Genomic DNA, 22,135 nt, shown 5'->3' on the forward strand with positions numbered 1-22,135 from the left:
CTCGCCCTGCGAGGCGTTCAGGGTTTATTTAAATGCGTCGTGGTTGACGGTGATGGCTGGAGGCTTCCAACTGCCGCCTCCCGGCATGTCCAACGATGCGTTACGGAAACTCCGCTCGACTTCGGCGGTGTAGGTGCCGTCGTTCTCGAAGCGGTCCCACAGAATGAAGCCAACAATGAGCGCGATGACGAACAAGGGCCAACGCATCAGACAAACCCTCAGATGCCCGATCGATATTATCCAACTGCGGATCAACAAATACAAGCTTTTGCTAATATATGGCCTGACAACGGTGCACAAATTGCTCGGGGACCAGCTTCGGCGCCGCCGATGTTCCCATCAGGCCGGCGCCGGAGCCGGTCAGGATGACGGACGATCCCGCGGGCAGTTACTCGCCCTGCAGCTCCGGAACATGTTCGTTGAGGCTGTCATCCACAATCGCCTGATAGCTGGCATGGATCGAAGGTAGTGGCGACACGCGCCGGCGCTCCGCATGCCGGAACGATTTCCATTTGGCGCCGGCAAGTCGCAGCTGGCCAATGGCCCGACGGACGAGCAGCCTGGGGTTGCTAAGTTTCCGGGCAAGGCTCATGTCCCGGGTGATCGTCGTTGCTCCCAGGCGGGGCAGATGATGGCCGAATATCCCGCGCATCTTATCCATAGGCGCGGCAAAGCCGGGATCGGCCTGCAACCGGCTCACCCCTCGAGCATTCCAGATATAGATGTCGGCGATCGGACCCCGGCGGCCAATATCCGCGACGAGCCGGGTTGCAGCATCGGGCGTTAGAAAATAGGCTCCCGAGCCACTCGTTCCAATCAGCATCTCAAAGATGCGGCAATCGCCGAGCCCTTCGAGCGTCACGGGTTCGGTCGACAGATGCCGCAAGTCTCTACGGGCTTCGAGGTTGATCGCAATGGCACCTTTTACCGCTGCGGCATGACGCAGGAAGGCGGCGATCTCGGGGGCGAGCACCACGTCGTCTTCCAAGATCAGCGTGTTCACGCCGCTCCTGATCACCTGCTGCCAGCACGCTTGATGGCTAAGCAGGCAGCCCACTTCAGACCGGCTTAGAGGACGTTCCCACAAATAGGCGTGCTTGCGGAATTCGTCGTCGGGCAGCAAAGCTCCGTCGACAGCCTCCAGCCTTCGGAACGTCGTCCCGATCCGCCGAAACTGCCTTTCCTGAAGCCTTAACCTGTCTACGGATTTATTCAGGTTTATCAGAAGGATATCCGTCGTGCCGGCTGTGCTTTCTATTTCGGTTGAACCCATACCTGATGACACCCTCGGCGGATTAGCGCGAATTCAAATGACGCATCCATTGGCCTCGTTGGACCTTTGCCAGGGCCTTCATCTAGACGAGGACAATCGCGCATTCCATTTCGACCTTCAAGCCGATCCGGGCTTCGCGGCGACCGGAGATCCCGTTGTCGGTCTGCTCCGGAATTAATCGAAGTGATTTAAATTTAAGCTGGCAATCTTGCTCGCATTTTGCTTTTATTTGCTCTGGCTCGGGAGATCGCCAAATGTTTTCGTCGTGGAAGATTATTGTATTGATGTCCGGCTTATCCGGCTTGATCGGCACCACAGCGATAAGTTACTTGTTGGCGCGAGTCGGAGTCGGTGACCGTGCTAGTATACTGGTCGCCGCTACTGTAATGTGTGCCGTTTGTTCGGTGGCAGGCTATCATGAAGGAATTGAGGAAGGCATTAGCGCCGCCTGATCGAAAAATAGCCTTTCCCGAAAGAGCAGGGGTCTCCTAGCGCTGGTTCAGTGTCTTGCGAATGGCTGGCGGATACCGAGGGCATCAGCTTGCCCACCTGATCAATTCCGACCTCCATTCGTCGGCATAAGCACAATGCTCATAGCCGGGCATGGCGGGGGTTCCGTCCGTAAAATGCACGATGGAGGGATCAATCCCTGGATCCGAGTGACCGACCAGCCAGTTCCACTCGGGCGACAGTTCGCCGATCAGATCGTCTTCCAGCCAGCAGAAACGGTGCAGGTCCCGCCCGGGTACGGAGTTGACAAGTTCAAGCGTCAGAGCCTTGTTCGCCGGATGGTCGCAGTTAAAAAGCATGACGCTCGACCAGTTCTTGCGGGCATAACGGAGCTGGGCCTGCCCATCCATTTTAACGTCCACCGTCGGCTGGTGATTGTGCTTGACCACCATCACCGCCTTTGACGGGTCCGCAAGACCGAAAAGCCGCTGCAGGTCCCTGCGGACCAGCATGTCGCAATCCATAAACAAAGCCCAACCCGAATTCGCCAGATGCGGCACCAGGAAACGAGAGCAGGCGAACTCCGTTGCCATTGGAGCTTCAGAAATCTCATCCCACAGGCGGCCGTCCTTCCGGCTTGTCGGGCGGGTGTAGAGCCCCCGAGCCCTGAGATCCGCCAACACCACCCCGCGCGCCGACACGGGTGAGATCATGTGGCGCCTTATCGAGTTGCGAGCGACCGCAAACGCATCGATTTCACGAGGATCGAAACCGATCCAGATTGACTGCTTACCCGCCATTTAATTCCCTGCGCAAATAATCGTCGAAAGATCTATAATCGGAGACTTGCTCAATTCATTTTTATAGCCGGGGTTTCACGTACCGGTATATCGGCGCGGCCGGCGGATGGGGCGGCCGACCATTTGCTATAGGTATAAGTCGCGCAGTATCCGGCCACCAGAAGACCAACTGCTCCATCAAGCATGCCGAAACGAATAACATAGCTGTTAAGATAAGCCCAGGCGGAGTGGAGGATCGCCTTCGTGATGGATCCTTTCTTTCCCATATTTTCCATATGCGTAGACGACGCTTGGGCATACATCTGAATCTTACGGTGCGCGTCACCGAGATCGGTTACGCAATCATGCTCCAGGGGGCGGGAAAGGCGAGACAGGTTACCTCGCAAGACAACTTTCTCGTGGACAGGATAGTCGGTGAAGCGACCAGCATCCCTGCGAAACAGGCGCAGGACATAGTCCGCAGACCAGCTTCCATGGTTTACAACGCGTCCGCAGAAGCGCGATTTCCGGGGGATCTCGAAACCTGCACAGCCTCGCGGGTCCGCAATGGCTTTCTTTATTTCCGCGGCGAGAGAAGCGTCCACCCACTCATCGGCATCCAACGACAGTACCCAGTCTCCGGTGACTGCGGCAAGCGCGCGGCCTTTTTGAACGCCGAAGCCCGGCCAGTCTTCGGTGACGTGCACTTCAGCACCCATGGCAGCAGCGATCTCACGGGTCCTGTCTGTGCTGCCACTGTCGACGACGACGATTTCGTCGGCAAAGCCAACCGAACGCAAACAACGCTCGATGCACGCCTCTTCGTTAAGGGTGATGACGATGACCGATAGCTTCGGCATCATCTCAACCCATCGATCAACGGCCAAGGTCCGTTGAATTTATGATCAGTGAACATCCGCCCCCGGACCTCCAAGCCAGAATGAGGTCGGCAATCGCCGACATCGCGACGTACAACGAATTTACGGACGGCCCTCTTTCCGCCGATTTAGAACATTCGTAAACGCGAATATGCCCCAACGGCAGCTATCAACGCAAGCCTGTCGGGGCGGGTGAGGGCAACAATAGGCCGGTGGAACTGTCGTTGGCTAACAAAGTTGCGCCGCGGTCACACTTAAATCCGCTGCGCGGCCGCTGCCTGTTCTCGACGCTTTTCCGCCAGGACGCTTTCATAGAGGGAGACGGTCCTGTCGATCATGGTGTCGAGGCCGTACTGGCTCGCAGCCTGCCTGAGCAAATGGGCGGTCTCCCCCGAGCGGGAGTGCTGCAGGGCTCGACGGAGGCTCGTCGCGAGCTCATCCCGCTCCGCAATATTGCAGACAAGGGCAGGGTCGAAGCGCTCGACCAGCTCGCGGCCGCCGCACATCGTGCTCACCACGGTCGGCAGCCCGCATGCCATGGCCTCCAGAACCACAGTCCCGAAGGGCTCGTACACCGATGGAAGGGCGGCGATGTCCGCGGCCCCGTACCATGGCCTCACATCCTTTTGCGGCCCGACGAATTTCACACGGTCACCCAGGCCGCGCTTTTGCGCGAGGCGCCTGAAAGTCTCCATTCGGGTATCGTGCCCGACGACCCACAGTTCCGGAAGGGACTCCAGAATCGCCGTGGCCTCGATGAGAGGTGCGAGACCCTTTCTTGTGAAGCCGGAGCCGACGAACAGAATGACGGGCTTATCCGGGAGAACATTCAGCTGCGCCCTGACCCTTGCCCGGTGCTCGTCGCGCAGCGCAACGTTGTACGCGGCCAGAGAGATACCATTGGGTATGTGGTGGATCCTGTCGGCCGGAAAATCATAGTGGCGACGAATGTCGTCGGCCACCATTTTCGATATGGCGATCACGGCCCTGAGCCCTGCGCTTCGAAAGGTAAGCCGCTCAAGACGCAGCATTTCCTTGTGAAACAGGCTGAGACTGAGCCCTGCGCCGTCCAATTTCGACAGCCGGCGGCGCTCGGCGAGGTAGGCTGCATGGACTCCCTCTCCGGCGCGAAAGATATCACAGCAGGGCAACCTGTCGTTGCTCTGGACAAGCACCGGCGCCGGGTCGAGCTGCGAAATCCTGCGACACGCCGCCGTGGCGAAGGATCGAGCCCGCCACGCACGCGGGAAGTGGCGGCCGGTGCAGCGAATGAACTCTATGCCTTCGCTAGCCGGCCAGTCGCCGGACATGATCGCGACCGCCATGTCCCTCGCGCGGAATTCCTTGGCTATCGTGTCGAGCATGATCTCGCCGCCGCCGAATGGCGAATATTGCCGGCGCACAAACAGAATGGGCTTCCGGGAGGTGCCGTCGGGCCGGAGAGCTGTTGTCTGCATCTAGAGGGCACCCCCGCTGTCTCAAGCGGGGGGATGTAGGAAAGCCCGGCGCCAAGCCGATCGATCCGCTTCCGGCTCCCGTCAGCTTGCGGTTTGTTTAGCATTGCTGCATTTAGCAGGCAAAGATCAACCCGGCGCCCGGTCTGAAGCCTTTTTGGTCCAGGCCCCGGACGTTCGGTCACTTCTGGCATGGGGAAACGCGACATTGAGCAGAACGGCCTGGCCAAGCGTTGTGCGCAGAAGCATAACCGACACGGCCTTTTACCGGCTACGGCATGGCCTGAGCGGCGCGGAGGTTACTTCGGCAAAACCGGTCTTGCCGCTGAAGCCGGACGATCTGTCCTTGATCGTTGTCGTTCGCAACGAGGCCGAACGGCTGGCGCCGTTCCTGAGGCATTATCGCGAACTTGGGATCACCAGATTCGCCGTGCTCGATGACCGTTCCACCGACGGTACGGCGGAAATGCTCTCCGCGCAGCCGGACGTCGACCTGTTCCGTTCGCCGATAAGCTATGCGCAGGCGGACCTTGGGAACCTGTGGAGACAGCGTATCGCGCGGATATACGGACAGCCGCGGTGGCATGTCACGGTGGATGCTGACGAATACCTTGTCTATGAGGGCATGGATCGCCATCCGCTCGGCGCGCTGATCCGCTGGCTGGAACGGCGGAAGATGTCACGTCTGCTGGCGCCGATGATCGATATGTACCCCGGCGGCAACATCTGGGATGCAAGATTCGATCCTGGCGTGCCGCCGTGGCAGGTGGCCGATCATTTCGACAGCACCGGCTATCAGGTGACCAGGAGCCCCCGGGGCGTGAAAATAACCGGCGGGCCCAGGACCCGGCTTTTCGACCGGCAGCACAAGCTGATGAAATTTCCGCTCATCTATGTCGACCGGCCAACCATCTTCACCTCGATCCACGCGCCGCTGCCCTACTGGCGCAACTACGCGGACGCGTTCGGCGCGCTGCTTCACTTCAAGTTCTTCTCCGACTTCAACGAAAAGGCGCGGGCCGCGGTGGAGGAGGGGCAGTACTGGAACGGCGCCGCCAAATATCGCCAGTATCACGCGGTCTCGAGCGAAAGGGCGGTGCTCAGCGCGATGACGGACCATTCGGTGCGTTATCAAGGCGTGCGGAGCCTGGCCGAAACCAACCTGATCAAGCCGATCGACTGGTAGGCAGGAACTCCCGACTCTACCGGTAGCCGAATTCCTTCATAAGCTGCGCGCCTCGCCCCTGCATCAGGTCCTCCAGCTCGAGGTCTCCGACCTCCGAGCGCCATCGTCCACGCCCGTCATAGATCGGCTGGCTGACCTGTTGGTTGCGAAGCGCGACATGCCCTTGCTGCTCGGCCTGGGCGCCGCTCGACTTGAACCAGTTCTGCGGATGCTTGTGATAGTCGAGCAGGTCCGGGCTGTAAGCCAAATCGAGAAAGGTGCAAATCCGCTCGACGACCTTGGCCGGCTCCTCGACAAGGTCCTCGTAGCGATAGATCAGCACGTCCGGTTCACCTCGCTCGGCCAGGACGAGACCATTGTCGGTGATCCAGCGGTCGAGCGCCTCTTTCGGATCGCCCAGACGCCTCGTCAGCGAGGCCACGACGTCGCGACCGTCCCGGACCGGCATGATGAAGCGGGCTCCGGGCACCAACGTCCGGATCCGGGCGACACGACGAATGTGCCGCGGCGTCTTTTCAAGCAGCAAGCTCTTGCCGGCGCCGTTCGCCGCCAGCTTCAGCTTCCAGTAACGGAACATTGCCAGCGGCGTCCATTTGAAGAAGATATTGGTCTCGTCGAAGGGCAGGTAAACGTCCGGATGGGACGCCAGGATCGTCGCGATCAGCGTCGTGCCGCTATGTCCGCAGCCGCAGATGAATCCGGTCCTCATGACCATCGCGGCAATGGCTCCTAGTCGGAAACCGCAATCCGAGATTGCTCCTGAGGCTGATAGCACAGGCCGTTCTGGCGAAACACCTTGTCCAACTCCACCCAATATCGGAGCTTCAACAAAAGATCGTCGCAGTAGGCTATGTCGTCATCAGAGAGATAATCGCGATAGCCGCCAATCTTACCTTTGCGCACTTTGAAGCTTTCCGGGTCATTAAGGTCGCGGGGTTGTAATATGTGTCCGTAGCGCCTCGAAAAATCGCCCGTCTGCTCGCTTGATCGCATATTCTCAAAGGTACGATTGTTGGCAACCTCGGTAAGCTTGCCAACATCCATTTCTATGCCAAGGAAATCAAGTATGGCCTTCAGAGCGCCGGCGGTGTCTCGGTGAATATCCTCGTACTGGATGTAGCGTACCGCATGCAATCGCGGCATTGCTGAAAACCAGCCAAGGTTGAAAAGCGCTATTTTTTCAATTCCGTGCAGATCGCTTCTGATAAAGTCGCTAAACGATCCGGTGGGGAGGTTATGGCGTTTTTGCATCTGGAAATAACCGGATACAACTGTGTCTTTTGGATCTCGAACAAGAACTACTGTTGTTCTTCTTTTATATCTAGATTTACTTGTATTTATACTTGATATTGACCTAAGTTGCTTGTGATCTGTGCCGTCGTGTATATATTGAAAATTAACACCAAGATCATCAAGCATGACGCGCAGCCAGGTTCGGCCTGATTTTGGAAACGATACAAGGACGGGTGGTTCGTTCAACCCAAACAATTTCGAGAAAAGCATTAAAGATGATCTCCTTGAATTGCCGGTGAAAGCTATCTGGTTTTTACCCAGCGCGCCAGGATGCTCTCGGCCTCGGTCATCACCGCGCCCCATGGCCGCTCCCGCTTCGAGACGAGCACGGCAGATGGATAATAAGGCGTGCGATCGCCTTCGACAGGCCAGGAGCGTTTGAAGCCGTCGCCCAGGATGAAGACCGACGGAACGCCGAGTGCCCCCGCAAGATGCGCGCCCGTATTGCTGATGGTCAACACGGCGTCCATGGCCGCGACTTGCGCCGCGAAGAGATCCATGTCGACCAACTGGTCAACTGTCCGATCATAAAGGATGCGCTCCGGCACGCCGTCACTCAGCACCCTCAGGTCGTTCTCGATCGGGCCGTATTGCAGCGAGACGAAGTTGAAGCCGGGACGGCCGATCAAGTCGCACCAGGCGGTAAGCGGCGGCAGATCCTTGCCGGGGTTTGAGCTGCCCCAGGCGACACCGACCAACGGCCGGCCATCCTTGCGATAGCGGGCGCGGAGCTCGGCGACGCGCTGAGGGTCCGGCTTCAGCGGCACGAAGTGCGCCCGGATCGCTCTTTCGTCGGCCTCAAACAAGGCGGTCAGATGCTGGACACCGGCGAAGGCCTGCGCCTCGGCATAGGCCTGCTTCTTCCCGGGACCCACGGGTCTGACATCGGCCGCGGGAAATGTGCGCTGAAAAAGCGGAACGAGCCGGTGCTCGACAAGCACGATCACCCGGGCCGCGCTGGCGAGCGCGCGCCCGACCGAACTGGCATGGTGGATCGCCGTGGCCAGCCCCTGCTTCTCGGTCTCCATGAGATCAACAAGCAGTACTTTTCCGGAAATATCCTGTCCTAGCCACTCGCCGTCCGAACGGCCCTGGACGACGTGGCGCCGGGCGATCTTCAGCTCGGCCGCCGGGCCGTAGGCGCCCATCCGCATCAGCCCCTGGCCAAGCTCGTCGAGCAGGCGGACCTCTCCCATCTCCTTGGCTCTTGATCCCAGGGCAAGGGCCTTGGGCAGCGCGGCCTGCCAGTCGCGATCCTCGACGCTCTGCCGATAGTCCGCCATCTGGACGGCCAGGTCACCGTCGCGCAGGCGAAGGAAGAGCTGGCGCCGGTGGCGCCTGAACCACACCTTGTACCGGTATCCCGCCAGCGTGGCCATACGGCGGATCCCCCGCACAATCCGGCTATTGCCCATCGTGAGACCCACCCATGATGCTTTTCGCCAGATCGGCCGCTTCCTGCAAGGCAGGCGCCCAGGCCCGGCCGCCCTTTCGGATCAGTCGCACGCTGGGATAGGCGGCCACGGTGTCGCCGAAGGCGGGCCAGGACAGGCGAAAACCGTCGTCGAGCATGACGATGGTCGGCACGCCCAGCGCCCCGGCCAGATTGGCGCCGGTGTTGCTGATCGTCACCACCATGTCGAGCGCCGCGATCTGCGCCGCAAAGCGGTCCATATCCGAGAGCTGATCGACGGACGTGTCGAGAACAATGCGGCCCGGCGCATGGCGCTCGAGTTCCAAAAGCGCCGGCCCGACATCGCCATATTGCAAGCTGACGAGCCGGCCCGGCAATCGGCCGAGCAAGCCCCGCCAATCCTCCAGCGCCGGCAGGTCCTTGCTTTTATTCAGGCTTCCCCAGGCGAAACCGATCAGGGGGCCCGGACCGCGATCGAGATACCTGCTGCGCAGTTCGGCGACCAGTTGCGGGTCCGGCCGCAATGGGATGAAGGGGGCGCGTGCTGCCGGATCGTCCGGCCAGAAATGCGTCGCCAGCGTCTCGAAGCCCGAGAAGGCGTCAGCCCCGACGGCGTCCAGGTCTTCTTCTCCCTCGACCCTGACATCGAGCTTTGGATAGGTCCGGCGATAGAGCGACGCCAACCTGGGCTCGACGAATAGGATGCATCGGTCGGCGGCTGCGACAGCCGGACCAATCAGCGATGCGAACTGAAAGAAGATCGCCAGGTCGCCGGCGCGACGGTCGACGAGCAGCGTTCGGCCGGCGAGATCGCTGCCGTCCCATTCCGCTTTGCCCGATACGCGCTTGCTCGCCGCTATCAGCTGCCAGGTGCGGTTGCCGCCGTGAAGGCGTCTCAAGGCGCGCCCCGCCTTCTTGACCAGGCCGGCGTCGCCGAGGCGCTCGCCGAGTCCGCCCAGCGCCAGCGCGTGGTCCCGGGCGGCCGGCCAATCCCTGCGCTCGATGCTCTCTTCCATCGACCGCGTGTGCCGCTGGACCTGCGCATCGGCATGCCATGAAGGTCGCTTGAAAAGACCTTTCGCCCTATCGACGATCGCCCGCAGACGCTTGCCGGCCGTGCTTTGCGGTCGAAGGTCCGCTGACCTGGCCTTTTCAAGGATCGACCGCGTCATTTTCGGCCGCCACCGGCCGAGCCGGTATCGGAGCGCCCGGCCAGGACCGGCGCCAGACGGCGGCGGGCCTCGTCGAGCACCGCCGGCCATTCGCGTCCGTCCTTGTGAAGGACGACGCCGCTTGGATACCAAGGGGTCCGGTCGCCGGCCACCGGCCAGGCCGTCTGAAATTTGTCGTCGATCAGGAAGATGGTCGGCACGCCGAGCGCGCCGGCCAGATGGGCTGCGGTGTTGCTGATCGTCACCACCGCATCGAGCGCCGCGATCTGCGCGCCAAAACGGTCCATATCGACCATCTGGTCGACGCTTTCGTCATGGATAAGGCGCGCATCATCGCCTTTGCGCAGGCGCCGCAGGGCCGGCTTGATCGGGCCATATTGGAGGGAGACGAAGGTCGCAGGCGTTTTGGCCATGAAGTTTGCCCATTCGGGAAAGTCCGGCACATCCTTGGTGTGCGACTTGCTTCCCCACGACAGGCCAACCAGCGGCAGATCCGTCGCTGCGCGATACCGTCTGCGGAACGCCTCGACGAGGTCGGGATCTGCCAGCAGCGGCTTGAAGCTGGCGGCAAGCCTGGCTGGGTCACGGCCGAACACCCAGGCGAGATGTTCGAACGTCGCGAACTTCTGGCCGGATGCGGCCTGCCCGGCGGCGACGATCCTGGCCGTTGGAAAAGTGCGTTGCAGCAGCGGCACGATACGCGGCTCGACCCTTATCGTGGCGTCCTTGGCGCGCGCGGCGGCCGCGCCGGCAAGCCTGGCATGTCGGATGACGCGGCCAAGGCTGCGTGGATCGTCCTCGACAAGATCGATCAGCAGTGTATCGGCCGAGATGTCCTCGCCGGCCCAGTCCGCCACGCTTTCGCCTCTGCGCTCGCGTCGCGCCGCGAGGCGCAGTTCGGCCGCGCGCGCGAAATCTCCGAGCCGTTCATAGGCCTGACCCGCTTTCAGCATCAACTGGGGGTTTGCGGTATCTTTGGCCATGATGGCCATCTCGTTGACGCCGGCAGCGAGGCCGTTCCAGTCCCGGTGCGCGATCAGGGCGTCGATTCTGGCTTGCTGCGCTACGGCCGGAACTGGTCCGCGATCATTGGCCCCGAGCAGCTTTCGCACGGCCTTGGTTGCCCATCTCAGGCGCAGGCCCAGGCCGCCGATCGCGTAGCGGACGTAGGAGCCGTGGTAGAAGCTGGTCATCGGCCTTCGCCAGACATCTTGCCACCAGGACGGCGTGTCGGAATCATGCGCGCAGCTTCCTGCCGCCTTCGATCACCGCCGGTGTCGAGAGATGGAAGATCGAGCGATAGATTTCGCAGCGCCCGGCCAGATCCTTATGGGTCCCGGAATCGATCAGCTGGCCGGCATCGAAGACCAGAATGCGGTCGGCCGCCTTGATCGTCGAAAGCCGGTGCGCGATGCAGATCACCGTGCGGTTGAAGGCGGCGTCGAACGCCGCGTCCATCACGGCTCGCTCGTTCTCGCCGTCGAGAGCGGACGTTGCTTCGTCATAGATGATGACCGGCGCGTTCTTCAGCAGCGCGCGCGCTATGGCGACGCGCTGCTTCTGCCCGCCCGACAGATTGGTGCCGCCAGGTCCGACGAGCGTGTCGAGCCCGTTTTCGAGGCCGGAGGCGAAGCTGCTCACCTGGGCGAGGTCCGCGGAATATTGTATTTGCGCGTCCGTGGCGCTGGGGCGCCCGTCGCGGATGTTGTCGCGAATTGTGCCTTCGAACAGGAACACGTCCTGCGACACCAACGCGATGTTGTCGCGGATATCGGCCAGGCTGATCGCGGCGCTGTCCCTGCCGTCGATGAAGACCTTGCCCTTGTCAGGCTCGACCAGGCGAAGAAGCAGGTTGACGATCGTCGTCTTGCCGGCACCGGAGCGCCCCACCACCGCGAGCTTTTCGCGCGGTCGCACGTCGAAGGAAACATCATGCAGCGCCGGGTTGCCGCCGTCATAGGAGAAGGAAACGCCTTCGAAACGGATAGCACCCTGGGCGTTGGTCAGCCGTTCGCCGCCATCCCCTCGCGATTGCTGCACCGGCATGTCGATCAGCTCGTACATCTGCTCGACCGCGACCAATTGCTTCTGAATATCAACATTGACGCGCGCCAGCCGCTTGGCCGGCTCATAGGCGAACAGGAAAGCGGTGATGAAGGCCATGAACTCGCCGGGGGTCTTGCCGTTGCCCAGGCTTTGCCAACTCGCGTAGATGATGAAGAGGCCGATGATCAGCCCGCCGCCGGTCTCCATCAGCGGGCTCATCATCGCCGACGTCCGGTTGATCTCTATGCCACGCTTCTCCATCTTGCGGACGGCCTTGGCAAAGCTGGCAACCGCCTTGTCCTCGAGCTGGAACGACTTGATCGTGCGGATGCCCTCGATGGCTTCGGTGCCGATCGACTGGACCAGCGCCGCCAGCTCCGTTTCTCCCCTTGCCAGCGCCTTGATCTTTCGCGTTATGGCGCCCACCGAGAAGAACAACACGGGCAGAATCGCCACGGATATCAGCGACATCACCGGGTCCTGATTGATCATGACGACCGTCAGGCTGACCAGCGTCAGGGCGTCCGAAACGGTGCTGCTCGTCAAGGTGAGAATGACGGACGCACCGGCGCGCGCGTTGAACATGATCTTGGAGACGAACTTCGCCGGATGCTGATTGGCGAAACGGCTGATGTCGAAACGCACCACCCGGGAAAACTGACGGTTCTGCAGATCGGAGACGATGGCGCGGCGAATTTTTCCCGTCGTGATCGTCTGGCTGTAGGCGGCGATGCCCTTGATCAGCGAAATGCCGATGATCACGGCGCTGATGCCCCAGACGGCGGCGGCATTGCGCTCCACATAGATGGTGTTGATCATGATTTTCATGATCCAGGCCGATGCGCCGGTCGCGCCGGCGGCCGCGATCGAGCACAGCAACCCTGTCAGGTACAGCATCTTGTGCGGCGGCAGGTTCTCGACGATTAGTCGGTTCACCAGCGGATAGGCTAGCGCCGCCGAAATCCGTTTCTTCGCCTTCATTGCGTCGCCCGTTGCCGCCAATGCCGGTGTTGCACCGGTCCAGTTCAGCTTATAAGTTGCCCCTAATGGGCCATTTGTCTGTGACTTCGTTCTTGATCACAGTCAATGCCAAACAGGAATCCTTTGCCTGGCGTGGCGTTCGACGGCCCGGCTGGCCGAGCGCTTCCCGCTGCTATGCTCGGTCAGTATCTCTCGAGCACAATGACATGGCTGCCAAGAGGCGATACGTGGGTGCCTTTGACCGAAAAGCCTTCACCTGAAAGCAATTCGATCAATTCGCGATCCTTTCTGGGGGGGACGCGGGCAACGATCGTCTGGGTGCGCCTCACTATGTCGGCAAGCACCTCTCGCGCTTTTTTCTGGCCAATACTGGCCTGCATGTGATGGTAGATTGCCAGGAGCATGACGATATCATATCGCGGTCGGAGCACTCGTCCCAGCTTCTGACTGCCAAGGTTGAGGCAATCAAAACGGCTTTCTACTGGCGAGCCTAAGAAAATCATCCTCGCCGTCTCGATATGAGGTCTGAGTACGTCTATTCCATGAATCGAACTGGGCCTCAGCTTGGATATCTCATAGGCGACAACGCCCATGTTGCAACCGACATCTAAAACCGACTTGCCGGTGTAGGTGACGCCTGCGGAGAAAATTCCGTCCAGTCTGTCTTCCCAAGTGCCCTTGAATCTCTTTTCAGGTTTTGACCAAAGCAAATCATTCGTCTCCAAAGGTGGCATAGCCAAGCTTGCTTAGCGGGGAGCGAGCACCAACCAGGCGCCAGCCCGTAAGCGACAATGTCCAGAAACGCAACTTGTGCAAATCGCGCCGAAGGGGACCGCTCTCACCGAGCGGCGCATGCTGTCCTGGAGTCATTGGAACCTTACACGCTCTGCTGATGTTGCAAAAACTCTAATTTAGTGGAACCTGCATCCTCGGAAAGTCGATAGAGACCGCCGAATCCGATGATCCCGCGGATGCCGTCGGGGAGCATAGGCGCGTTGTGGAGGACATCGGCGAGGGTGGGCTTCGTCGTCGACCTCAACGGTCGCCTGGACTGTTCTTCGGTCGGCAACCGGAGTTTGAACGACAACTACCGGGACGCAGTGCATTTCACCGGGAAAGGGGCGGATGCCGCGGCTTGCCGAGCAGATTGTGGACCGTGATCTGCTGCGCGCCGGTGCGGCCAAACCCCTTTTGCATTGAGGCCAGGATTGGCTCGGTGTCGAGGTCATGGATCAGCGTGTGGCCGCCAGTGTTGCTTAATTGCTAATTTAGTGACAGATGCATTTCGAGCGATTGACATATCGGAGACCGGGTCGGGTTCTCGATGGCGTGGGGCCTATGGATGTTGAGCGGTTTCTGCCTGAGATGCTGACCGATTCTGGCGCAGCCCGGCAGGATGCGGCGGAGGTCGGTTTTCGTAACGCCCGCATCTTCGACGGCAAAATAGAAGGCAGGAGCTTTCTCGATATCGGGAGTCACCATGGCGATTTGTGCCTCGAAGCGCTCCGCCTCGGCGCCGCGCGGGCTGTCGGAGTGGAGCTGATCCGGGAAAATGTCCTCATCGCCAGGAACCGTGCGGAGGAGGCCGGGCTTGCTGCTGAATATATCCACGGGGACTTCGAGCGCGGCGAAGAACCGGGAAACTTCGATATCGTGGCCTGCCTGAATGTTCTGCCCGAGCTGTTCGATCCGATTCACGCCTTGAGGCGAATGGCGGCCATGGCGCGCGAGAGGCTGATCATCGAGTTGCCGAGCCGGCGCCGCGGATGGCTTTCGCGTTTTCGGGCGCCTGAGCCTGTCATCGATGTTCCGCTGGCGGCGAGGATGCATGAGGTCGCCGGCTGCACATTCCTGCCGAACGCCGCGGCAATGGCGGGAATTCTCAACCAGCACATGGCCACGTTCGAGCCCGTCCAGGTCTTCAGCTCGAATGCGGGCAAAAGCTTCCTGGTGGTTGCCACCAAAAGGCGCATCAAGCACCTGACCGTCGTGGCGGGACCGTCCAAGGCGGGAAAAAGCACGTTCAAGAACCGCATCATCGGCGATGAGGCTTTCCGGCGGTCATTGGGTCTGCCCGCCGAGGTGACAGCGCAGGCCGACGCGAACGAGATGCGGCGCCTGCCGACCGGTGAGCTCGCGCACGTGGTCCTGCACTATGATTTCCTGCGGCCTTTCGATCGCGCGCTGGGCACATACGAGCGCGATCCCGCGGCGGAGCTTTTCCGCAGTGCCGAGCAGGTCTCGATGTTCACGCTGATGACGCCCAAGGCGCGATTGCGGGCGCAACTGGCTGCGGAGAAATTGAAGCGGAAAAAACAGGAAGTCGTCCCGCTGCGGCGCGATATCCTTTACGCGCTCTACGATACACCGGACTTCCTCACCACGTGGTACGACCGGTGGTTTCGGTTTTGCGAGACCCTCGATTTAAAGCACACAGTGGTTCGCAACGATGGGAACTACGAATTCTTCGACAGCCGGCACTGGCAACGGATTCACGCGGAAAACCATGGCGACGGTCTCAAGTCAGCTTAGAACGAAATTGTCGCCGTCCGAGGTCTTCGGCGGCAAGAAAGTCGCCGTCTTCCTGTCGGGAGATGGCCACGTTGGCGAGGCGGTCCGCCGGGCCGGCGCCGTTGATGTCGCAACCTATGGCCGCGGTCCGGCATCGGCTGACGAACTCCGGTTCACCTATCGGAACGTGAGGGACGTCGGTCGCAACAACGCCGATGTCGTCCTGCTCGAGGGCGCGTCCGTCCGTGCCCTGTATTCGAAGGACCTGAAGCATGTCGGCGGCGCGAAGCTGTTGCTGGTACGACCCGGCGTGCGTTTGCTCCTCGGCGGCATTCACCTTGTCAACCACATGCGGCGTCGGCGGCTTGTCCTGCGGGGACAGGTGACAATCCGCACCGAAGCCGGCAGCCATTCCCAATGGCTGGTGTTCGAGAACACGTCGCGCAGGCAGCGCAGCGCCAAATACTACGCCGCGCTCGGGCGTGACATCACGGAGATGTTCGCGTCCGTCGCGGACCTACGCTACAGCACGCTGCGGTCGGCGCAGAAGATCAAGGATCCGTCGACGGCGGGGGACATCGATCTCCTGGTGCACAACGACGATGCCAGCGAGCTGGTGCGGCGCGTGACGGCCCGCTTCGGCACGCTGCCTCTCGATATCTACACGCCGTTCAGCGTGCCGGGGCATTCGGACGGCAATGTCGCTTATCTGCCGCCGCCGCGGGCGCTCGACCTGCTGCAGCGGCGCGAGCGAGGCGAGGCGGGAGAGTGGCGTCCCTCTGCTGCGGATGCCCTCCTGAGCTACTGCTACCATCTGCTCTTCCACAGACAGCCCTTGCTGCTGGGTGAGGGGGAGGCGCTTCTGCCGAAAACCTGGGACGACGAGGCGCGCTTCGCCGAACTCATGCGGCTTTGCGACGGCGCCAACGTCAGCCGGGTTCGCACATTGGGGGATATGGAAGCGCTTTTGCGGCGCGAAAAATGGTTCCCCGAAGGCGAGACGGTCAATTTTCTTGCCAGAACCAGTGAATTCGTGCGGTCGAGATACGCGGTCACATCACCTTATCTGCCGGGGCTTGCCGTGTTCATCATTCGCGAAGCCGCCCTCAAATACGATCTGGTCGGCCCGATCGAAACCATGCTGGCCGGGGAAGGCTTCCAGATCCGCCTGTCGGAAACGATACCCGTGGAGCGTCGCATGGAGATCGCCTCGCTGTTCCGGGGCGGTAACTGGGTGTCGACGCAAGACAGCGAGCCGGCCGGCGTGCCGGCCCACTTTATCGTCACCTTCGACCCCGATCCGCTGCCGATGCCCACTGAGGTCAGGGTCGAGCGCTCCTTCGTCGATAACAAACGCCTTCTGCTCAAGAAGAGGTTGCGAAGAGAGACGGCGAAGCTCGCTGGCAAGAAGCATCTCAACACGGTGCATTCGAGTGACAATTCGGGCCAGGCGCTCGACTATATCGAGCGGCTGCGGCCCGACCGGTTCGAGGAGTTCGAGGCTCTGGTGCGGAAGCCTTCGAGCGCGGATGCAAATGATGTTTCCAGCGCGGGCAAACGGCCTGAAAAGACCATCCGCGTGGCATGATGCCCGCGAAATGAACCGCGGCGCCTTGACGGGGAAGGGGACAAATGTCGGACAAAGTTCAATCAAGCGCCTGGTTTTCGGACCTGATATCCGCGCTGGTGTTCTATGGCGTGATCCTGCCGGCAGGCCTGGTTCGCCGGCTCACCAAGGCGCTTCGGCCAAGAGCGCCAAGCGACACATTCTGGATCGCCAGGCAGCCCGGCAATGACGCAAACTCGATGACCCGTCAGTATTGAAGGCTCGGTCGTGACCAGCATCCTCGGCATATCCGCCTTCTACCATGACAGCGCGGCCAGCCTTGTCGTCGACGGCGCCATTGTCGCCGCGGCGCAGGAAGAGCGCTTTACCCGTCGCAAGCACGACGAGCGCTTCCCCTCGAACGCCGTCCGCTCCGTCCTGCAGATCGGCGGCGTGGCCTTGAAGGACGTCGAGCACGTCGTCTTCTATGAAAAGCCGCTGCTCAAATTTTCCCGGCTGCTCGACACCTACGTCGACGCCGCGCCGCAGGGCTTCCCGACCTTTCGCAAGGCCATGCCCGCCTGGCTCGGCGGCAAGCTGTTCCAGAAGCGGATCATCCATGACGAATTGAAAAGGATCGACCCCGGTTTCGTCGACGCGTCACGGATTCTGTTTTGCGAGCATCATCTGAGCCACGCAGCCAGCGCCTTTTTTCCCTCGCCCTTCGAGGAGGCCGTGGTTCTGACGCTTGACGGCGTGGGTGAGAAGGCCACGACCACGGTAGCGATCGGCCGGGGCTCGAAGCTCGATGTGGTGAGGGAACTGCACTTTCCCCATTCGCTCGGGCTGCTCTACGCGGCTTTCTGCTATTATCTCGGCTTCAAGATAAACAGTGGCGAATACAAGGTGATGGGCCTTGCTCCTTACGGCGTGCCACGGTTCAAGTCGCTGATCCTGGAAAGGCTGGTCGACCTGAAGGATGACGGAAGCTTCCGCCTCGACCAGAGCTATTTCGACTATGCGACCGGCGTGAAGATGACGAACGCGCGCTTCGCCAGCCTGTTCGGCCAACCGGTGCGGCGGCCCGATGCCGACCTGCTCACTGACTTCCACATGGATATGGCGGCCTCTATCCAGGCGGTGACGGACGAGATTGTCCTGCGGCTTACCCGAAGCCTGGCGCGTGAATTCCAGATCCCCAATCTATGCCTGGCGGGCGGCGTCGCACTGAATTGCGTGGCAAACGGCAAGGTGCTCAGGGACGGCGCCTTCAAGAGGCTGTGGATCCAGCCCGCCGCGGGTGACGCCGGCGGCTCGCTTGGCTCAGCCCTCGCCGCCTGGCACATGAAGCTGGGCGGACGGCGCGTGCCCGCCGTTCGGGATTCGATGCGAGGCAGCCTGCTGGGGCCGGAATTCAGCCAGGACGAGATCGAGAGGCAACTCACCGGCCTCAAGGCCGTGTTCGAAATCATGCCGACCGATCGGCTCGTCGACACGACGGCGGCCGCGCTGGCATCCGGCAAGGCCGTGGGCTGGTTCCAGGGTCGGATGGAGTTCGGACCCAGGGCGCTCGGCGGCAGGTCGATCCTGGCCGACCCACGTTCCGACCAGATGCAGAAGACGCTGAACCTGAAGGTCAAGTTCCGGGAGAGCTTTCGCCCCTTCGCGCCATCGGTGCTGTCGACGAAAGTGTCCGACTGGTTCGAGCTGGATGCCGATTCGCCCTACATGCTGCTCGTTGCCCCGGTCAAGGAGAGCCGGCGACGCGAGATGACCGCTCAGGAAGCGGCGATGTTCGGCATCGACAAGCTCAATGTCCGGCGCTCCGAAATACCGGCGGTGACACATGTCGACTACTCGGCAAGGGTTCAGACAGTCCATCCGGACACCAACCCGCTTTACCACGCGCTGATCTCCCGGTTCGAGGCCCTCACCGGCTGTCCCGTCCTGGTCAATACCAGCTTCAACGTGCGGAGCGAGCCGATCGTGTGCACGCCGTCGGATGCGTTCCGATGCTTCATGGGCACCGATCTGGATATGCTGGTGGTTGGCAATTGCGTGCTGCAAAAGTCGGCGCAGGACACGACGCTTGCCGTGGACTATCGCAACGAATTCGAGCCTGATTGAACTTATGTCCTTGCTAGGTGCCTGGAGCTTGAGATGAGTGTCGCCAAGAAGCGCTCGAGGGCGCAGCGTGCCGCGCTGAAGGGCCTGGTGATGATCTTCGGCGATCGGGCATTGCTGCAGATTGGCTATCCCGGGCGGATCGCCAAATGGCTCGGCTGCCCCCCGCCGCTGGTGTGTCCGCATCCCTACACGCTTTACGAATTGAATCCCGCTTGGCGATCCGGGGACGGCAAATCCATGCATAACAGTCTTGGATTTCGCGGGGCTGAAATTGTGGTGCCCAAGCCGGAAGACCGTTTCAGGGTCGTCTGCATGGGCGAGTCGTCAACCTATTGCACGGGCATAGACGACGACCGCGACACCTACCCTTATCGCCTCGGTGAGCATTTGAGGAGCATGCTGGCGGACACCGACATTGAAGTTATCAACGCGGGTGTCGGCGGCTATACCTCGATCGAGAACATATTGAGGCTGCTCTTCCACGTGGTGCCTTTGCGGCCAGATCTTATCGTCTACTATTACACTCACAATGATGTTCATCCCCGTCGCCTGGCGAACCTGTCCCGCGACTACAGGGAATATTCGTGCTCGTGGTTCGAGCCGGCTATGGGCGGCGGATTCTACGGTTGGTTCAAGAGACGGCAGAACCTCGCGACTGCCTATGTTGGCAACGTCGTGCGGCGGCGTGGAGGCGGGCGCCGCAATTCGAAGCACATCGCGGGCAATCCGCCGGTCGCCTTTCGTGCAAACCTCACAAGCCTGGTTGTTCTGGCAAAGACTGCAGGAGCGCGGGTTCTTCTCGTGAATCCGAACTACCGGCAGGAAAGCGCTCAGGATCCTATGCCGGGCGCCGTCTGGGAGCATCGCCGTGTCGTTGACGATATCGGCAAGGCGCTGGAGGTGCCGGTCGTCGATCTGCACGGCGCGCTGGCTTATCCGGAGGAAGGCGCGATAATCATGAATGAGAACTACAAGGACGAGGTCCATTTCTCCGAGAAGGGGGCGGATGCGGCAGCGAGGATCATCGCCGGTGCAATTGTCGACAGCGGTCTTCTCGATTCGACTAAGGGCGGGACGCCTCTCATTTTTTAGGCTGGAGAGCCATGAACAGCTTTGTCGTGTGGACAGGGATTGCCGTGCTGGTTGCCGCCGCGGCGGCATTGCTTCTCGGGCGCGTCCGAGGGCGGAAGGGCAAAGAAGAGGCTGACCCCGAAGACAACTATCCCCTCTGGTAGCGAGAAGGACGGGCAGCGGGGGAAACAGTGGGATATTGCGCCTTTGTTGCTTCATCGGTCCTGCCTGGATCCGCCTCCGGCAACCGTGCTGTCGCACAGCCTTCGTGAACCTGAGCAGGCTAAGCTTCTTGAGCCGGCCCCTTGCGAAAAGGCGAGATATGTCGGCTTTTCCATCCCGTGGAAGCGGCGCTTGAATCCTGCTTGTCTTGAAGGTCGCCCCGGGCTTTCCGCGCCAGCGAAAGTGAAGAGGGTGGGGCACTGATCACGAGGGCAAGCGAACCGGCTAATCTATTTAGCGGTTCGGTATGTTCCAAAGACCAGGATGGCGTAGTGCAGCAATAGAGGAAACACAACGATGAGGGTGAATTTTACAATAGTCCCGTGCACGAAGCAGCCGCTTTTGCAGAAATTCTGAATCTCATGGTTCAGATCTTTGGAAAACCCAAATATTATCAGGCGCGCGCAAACGACGTTAAAGAGAATGGTAGCAACGATAACGGTTAAGTTTTTCGTCATTACCGACCGAAATCCTGCAAGTACGGAGCTCGTCGTCCAGTCGTAATTTAACAATTGAACGGCATGAAGGGCTCCGATGAAGATCGTCGACAGCCCATCCAGTATTGCTATCAAAACGGCTGCGCTGATCATGATATCGGCGTCAAACGCCCAATCGATCACGATCTTGAAATACAAAAACGTCCCAATTACCCAAGCAATAAGCAGTCCCGCCATCAGTGATCCCCGACCTCGGCGATAATATGTGGCGATCTCCGGGTGCGGCAAGGCGGACCAAGGTCGGCGGTCAGGCGAGCAAATGGTCGCCAAAATTCCGGCCTTCAAACGATGGATCCAGAATTTCGGATCTGAGGAAGGGTGATCTATGATCCGCTTCACCTTCATCCGCGCATGGCGCGAATTTGGCTGGAAGGCGACGATCCTACGCTCGACGACGTTGATGCGCGTTCGGGAGGTCGCGGCCCGATCGGTTCGCGCACAGAGCGTCCAGGGGGTAGGGCAAAGGTCCGAGTGGAGGCCGGGCAGGGCGGCCAAGCGGCGAAGCGAAATTGGCCGCACAATGGCCATGACGGCGGCCGTCCGAGTTTACCGCATTTTTGCGCGGCCGCGGTCGAAAGCGGGCCAGGCGTAGGCAGTCTTGGAAATGTTTGGCTCCCCGGGCCGGATTCGAACCAGCGACCAACCGGTTAACAGCCGGTTGCTCTACCACTGAGCTACCGGGGAACGGAGGCTCTGACGTGAGTGGCGCAGCCTATAGCAAACACCTTTCGGCTTTGCAAAGAAGCAATTCGCAATTTTTCTCCAGTTTTTGATGCGGCTATTTGTGCCATCGTTCGGCGTGCCCACATATGAAGGGCTTCACACCGGCAGGGAACAAAGCGGCCGGTGATCGCCTTTTGGCTTTGCCCGTGGATAGGATTTGGTTTTGAATGACGGCAGCTGACGACGACAACGCCCCGGCGCGGAAGATCTCGATCTTCGGCCGCGAATTCACGATGCCGCGCTCGCGCGGTTTGCGAATCGTGATTGGCATGCTGCTCACCCTTGGCGGGATTCTTGGCTTTCTGCCGATTCTCGGCTTCTGGATGATTCCGCTCGGTCTCCTAGTGCTTTCCTATGAATTCGCGATGATCCGGCGTCATCGGCGGCGTTTCGTCGTCTGGTGGGAACGCCGGCGTCGACCCGACTGAGGAGCCCCGGCGGCGGGCCACCGGCTCGGCGACTGCGATGCTCCAGCCATCACAACCGATTGGTAATCACCATTTTCGCCGCTC

The 22,135-nt window shown here is 60.6% G+C and carries 22 protein-coding genes and 1 tRNA gene; 8 read left to right on the forward strand and 15 right to left on the reverse strand.

Annotated features, from left to right (window positions below):
* Window positions 1–24: 24 nt before the first annotated feature.
* The 6 genes from EN862_RS07615 to EN862_RS07640 form a co-directional block, all read right to left on the reverse strand.
* Window positions 25–207, reverse strand: coding sequence for a hypothetical protein (locus EN862_RS07615; RefSeq protein WP_127863515.1), 183 nt, complete (start codon window positions 205–207; stop codon window positions 25–27).
* A 181-nt stretch (window positions 208–388) separates the two neighbouring features.
* Window positions 389–1,273: a glycosyltransferase family 25 protein gene (locus EN862_RS07620; protein WP_127863516.1), complete on the reverse strand. Its 885-nt coding sequence runs from the start codon at window positions 1,271–1,273 to the stop codon at window positions 389–391.
* Window positions 1,274–1,355: 82 nt separating this feature from the next.
* On the reverse strand, window positions 1,356–1,589 hold the full coding sequence (locus tag EN862_RS07625; RefSeq protein ID WP_127863517.1) for a hypothetical protein: 234 nt from the start codon (window positions 1,587–1,589) through the stop codon (window positions 1,356–1,358).
* Between the two features lie 220 nt (window positions 1,590–1,809).
* Window positions 1,810–2,523 carry a hypothetical protein gene (locus EN862_RS07630; protein ID WP_112127516.1) on the reverse strand — a complete coding sequence of 238 codons (714 nt, stop codon included), beginning with the start codon at window positions 2,521–2,523 and terminating at the stop codon, window positions 1,810–1,812.
* A 50-nt stretch (window positions 2,524–2,573) separates the two neighbouring features.
* Window positions 2,574–3,365, reverse strand: coding sequence for a glycosyltransferase family 2 protein (locus EN862_RS07635; RefSeq protein WP_127863518.1), 792 nt, complete (start codon window positions 3,363–3,365; stop codon window positions 2,574–2,576).
* 269 nt (window positions 3,366–3,634) lie between these two features.
* The gene (locus EN862_RS07640; protein ID WP_127863519.1) at window positions 3,635–4,837 is read right to left on the reverse strand and encodes a glycosyltransferase family 4 protein; all 1,203 of its coding nucleotides are present in this window, start codon (window positions 4,835–4,837) and stop codon (window positions 3,635–3,637) included.
* A 343-nt stretch (window positions 4,838–5,180) separates the two neighbouring features.
* On the opposite strand from EN862_RS07640, the gene EN862_RS07645 reads away from it, so the two are divergent.
* Complete coding sequence (locus EN862_RS07645) at window positions 5,181–6,020, forward strand: glycosyltransferase family 2 protein (protein WP_210235653.1); 840 nt, start codon at window positions 5,181–5,183, stop codon at window positions 6,018–6,020.
* Window positions 6,021–6,036: 16 nt separating this feature from the next.
* On the opposite strand, the gene EN862_RS07650 is transcribed toward EN862_RS07645, so the two are convergent.
* From EN862_RS07650 to EN862_RS07680, 7 genes are all read right to left on the reverse strand, one after another.
* Window positions 6,037–6,735, reverse strand: coding sequence for a sulfotransferase (locus EN862_RS07650; RefSeq protein ID WP_127863521.1), 699 nt, complete (start codon window positions 6,733–6,735; stop codon window positions 6,037–6,039).
* A gap of 14 nt (window positions 6,736–6,749) precedes the next feature.
* A complete protein-coding gene (locus EN862_RS07655) occupies window positions 6,750–7,616 on the reverse strand; it encodes a sulfotransferase domain-containing protein (RefSeq protein WP_127863522.1) in 867 nt (288 codons plus the stop codon).
* Window positions 7,556–8,692 (reverse strand): hypothetical protein, encoded by a 1,137-nt coding sequence (locus tag EN862_RS07660; RefSeq protein ID WP_127863523.1) that lies wholly within the window; start codon window positions 8,690–8,692, stop codon window positions 7,556–7,558. The genes EN862_RS07655 and EN862_RS07660 overlap by 61 nt, the downstream gene beginning before the upstream one ends.
* A 25-nt stretch (window positions 8,693–8,717) precedes the next feature.
* Entirely contained in the window at window positions 8,718–9,899 is a 1,182-nt protein-coding gene (locus tag EN862_RS07665) for a hypothetical protein (RefSeq protein ID WP_127863524.1), read from the reverse strand.
* Window positions 9,896–11,092, reverse strand: coding sequence for a hypothetical protein (locus tag EN862_RS07670; RefSeq protein WP_127863525.1), 1,197 nt, complete (start codon window positions 11,090–11,092; stop codon window positions 9,896–9,898). The genes EN862_RS07665 and EN862_RS07670 overlap by 4 nt, the downstream gene beginning before the upstream one ends.
* Window positions 11,093–11,135: 43 nt before the next feature.
* Complete coding sequence (locus tag EN862_RS07675; RefSeq protein ID WP_127863526.1) at window positions 11,136–12,926, reverse strand: ABC transporter ATP-binding protein; 1,791 nt, start codon at window positions 12,924–12,926, stop codon at window positions 11,136–11,138.
* A gap of 182 nt (window positions 12,927–13,108) precedes the next feature.
* Window positions 13,109–13,636 (reverse strand): class I SAM-dependent methyltransferase, encoded by a 528-nt coding sequence (locus tag EN862_RS07680; protein ID WP_127863527.1) that lies wholly within the window; start codon window positions 13,634–13,636, stop codon window positions 13,109–13,111.
* A gap of 628 nt (window positions 13,637–14,264) precedes the next feature.
* Between EN862_RS07680 and EN862_RS07685 the strand changes: the two genes are divergently transcribed.
* From EN862_RS07685 to EN862_RS37345, 6 genes are read left to right on the forward strand one after another with little or no spacing between them, the layout of a single operon-like run.
* Window positions 14,265–15,458, forward strand: coding sequence for a class I SAM-dependent methyltransferase (locus EN862_RS07685; RefSeq protein ID WP_189400864.1), 1,194 nt, complete (start codon window positions 14,265–14,267; stop codon window positions 15,456–15,458).
* Window positions 15,433–17,025 carry a hypothetical protein gene (locus EN862_RS07690; RefSeq protein ID WP_127863529.1) on the forward strand — a complete coding sequence of 531 codons (1,593 nt, stop codon included), beginning with the start codon at window positions 15,433–15,435 and terminating at the stop codon, window positions 17,023–17,025. Before EN862_RS07685 ends, EN862_RS07690 begins: the two co-directional genes overlap by 26 nt.
* A gap of 44 nt (window positions 17,026–17,069) precedes the next feature.
* On the forward strand, window positions 17,070–17,261 hold the full coding sequence (locus EN862_RS07695) for a hypothetical protein (RefSeq protein ID WP_127863530.1): 192 nt from the start codon (window positions 17,070–17,072) through the stop codon (window positions 17,259–17,261).
* Between the two features lie 10 nt (window positions 17,262–17,271).
* On the forward strand, window positions 17,272–19,110 hold the full coding sequence (locus EN862_RS07700) for a carbamoyltransferase (protein ID WP_127863531.1): 1,839 nt from the start codon (window positions 17,272–17,274) through the stop codon (window positions 19,108–19,110).
* Between the two features lie 33 nt (window positions 19,111–19,143).
* Window positions 19,144–20,202, forward strand: a complete 1,059-nt coding sequence (locus EN862_RS07705; protein ID WP_127863532.1) for an SGNH/GDSL hydrolase family protein — start codon at window positions 19,144–19,146, stop codon at window positions 20,200–20,202.
* A gap of 11 nt (window positions 20,203–20,213) precedes the next feature.
* Window positions 20,214–20,345 carry a hypothetical protein gene (locus EN862_RS37345; RefSeq protein WP_281035838.1) on the forward strand — a complete coding sequence of 44 codons (132 nt, stop codon included), beginning with the start codon at window positions 20,214–20,216 and terminating at the stop codon, window positions 20,343–20,345.
* A gap of 288 nt (window positions 20,346–20,633) precedes the next feature.
* On the opposite strand, the gene EN862_RS07710 is transcribed toward EN862_RS37345, so the two are convergent.
* Window positions 20,634–21,428, reverse strand: a complete 795-nt coding sequence (locus EN862_RS07710) for a hypothetical protein (protein ID WP_127863533.1) — start codon at window positions 21,426–21,428, stop codon at window positions 20,634–20,636.
* 81 nt (window positions 21,429–21,509) lie between these two features.
* Window positions 21,510–21,584: transfer RNA gene (locus EN862_RS07715), tRNA-Asn, on the reverse strand.
* A gap of 206 nt (window positions 21,585–21,790) precedes the next feature.
* Between EN862_RS07715 and EN862_RS07720 the strand changes: the two genes are divergently transcribed.
* Window positions 21,791–22,051: a PGPGW domain-containing protein gene (locus EN862_RS07720; protein WP_095815344.1), complete on the forward strand. Its 261-nt coding sequence runs from the start codon at window positions 21,791–21,793 to the stop codon at window positions 22,049–22,051.
* Window positions 22,052–22,135 lie beyond the last annotated feature (84 nt).

This window comes from Mesorhizobium sp. M2E.F.Ca.ET.219.01.1.1 (assembly GCF_004016445.2).
Lineage (GTDB): Bacteria > Pseudomonadota > Alphaproteobacteria > Rhizobiales > Rhizobiaceae > Mesorhizobium.

What these genes read in the sequence shown, in the direction of transcription:
- EN862_RS07615 (WP_127863515.1), bottom strand. Translation starts at nt 207, where the DNA reads ATGCGTTGGCCCTTGTTCGTCATCGCGCTCATTGTTGGCTTCATTCTG.
- EN862_RS07620 (WP_127863516.1), bottom strand. Translation starts at nt 1,273, where the DNA reads ATGGGTTCAACCGAAATAGAAAGCACAGCCGGCACGACGGATATCCTT.
- EN862_RS37345 (WP_281035838.1), top strand. Translation starts at nt 20,214, where the DNA reads ATGAACAGCTTTGTCGTGTGGACAGGGATTGCCGTGCTGGTTGCCGCC.
- EN862_RS07720 (WP_095815344.1), top strand. Translation starts at nt 21,791, where the DNA reads ATGACGGCAGCTGACGACGACAACGCCCCGGCGCGGAAGATCTCGATC.
- EN862_RS07705 (WP_127863532.1), top strand. Translation starts at nt 19,144, where the DNA reads ATGAGTGTCGCCAAGAAGCGCTCGAGGGCGCAGCGTGCCGCGCTGAAG.
- EN862_RS07670 (WP_127863525.1), bottom strand. Translation starts at nt 11,092, where the DNA reads ATGACCAGCTTCTACCACGGCTCCTACGTCCGCTACGCGATCGGCGGC.
- EN862_RS07675 (WP_127863526.1), bottom strand. Translation starts at nt 12,926, where the DNA reads ATGAAGGCGAAGAAACGGATTTCGGCGGCGCTAGCCTATCCGCTGGTG.
- EN862_RS07710 (WP_127863533.1), bottom strand. Translation starts at nt 21,428, where the DNA reads ATGGCCATTGTGCGGCCAATTTCGCTTCGCCGCTTGGCCGCCCTGCCC.
- EN862_RS07665 (WP_127863524.1), bottom strand. Translation starts at nt 9,899, where the DNA reads ATGACGCGGTCGATCCTTGAAAAGGCCAGGTCAGCGGACCTTCGACCG.
- EN862_RS07640 (WP_127863519.1), bottom strand. Translation starts at nt 4,837, where the DNA reads ATGCAGACAACAGCTCTCCGGCCCGACGGCACCTCCCGGAAGCCCATT.
- EN862_RS07685 (WP_189400864.1), top strand. Translation starts at nt 14,265, where the DNA reads ATGGATGTTGAGCGGTTTCTGCCTGAGATGCTGACCGATTCTGGCGCA.
- EN862_RS07660 (WP_127863523.1), bottom strand. Translation starts at nt 8,692, where the DNA reads ATGGCCACGCTGGCGGGATACCGGTACAAGGTGTGGTTCAGGCGCCAC.
- EN862_RS07635 (WP_127863518.1), bottom strand. Translation starts at nt 3,365, where the DNA reads ATGATGCCGAAGCTATCGGTCATCGTCATCACCCTTAACGAAGAGGCG.
- EN862_RS07655 (WP_127863522.1), bottom strand. Translation starts at nt 7,616, where the DNA reads ATGGGGCGCGGTGATGACCGAGGCCGAGAGCATCCTGGCGCGCTGGGT.
- EN862_RS07690 (WP_127863529.1), top strand. Translation starts at nt 15,433, where the DNA reads ATGGCGACGGTCTCAAGTCAGCTTAGAACGAAATTGTCGCCGTCCGAG.
- EN862_RS07650 (WP_127863521.1), bottom strand. Translation starts at nt 6,735, where the DNA reads ATGGTCATGAGGACCGGATTCATCTGCGGCTGCGGACATAGCGGCACG.
- EN862_RS07695 (WP_127863530.1), top strand. Translation starts at nt 17,070, where the DNA reads ATGTCGGACAAAGTTCAATCAAGCGCCTGGTTTTCGGACCTGATATCC.
- EN862_RS07630 (WP_112127516.1), bottom strand. Translation starts at nt 2,523, where the DNA reads ATGGCGGGTAAGCAGTCAATCTGGATCGGTTTCGATCCTCGTGAAATC.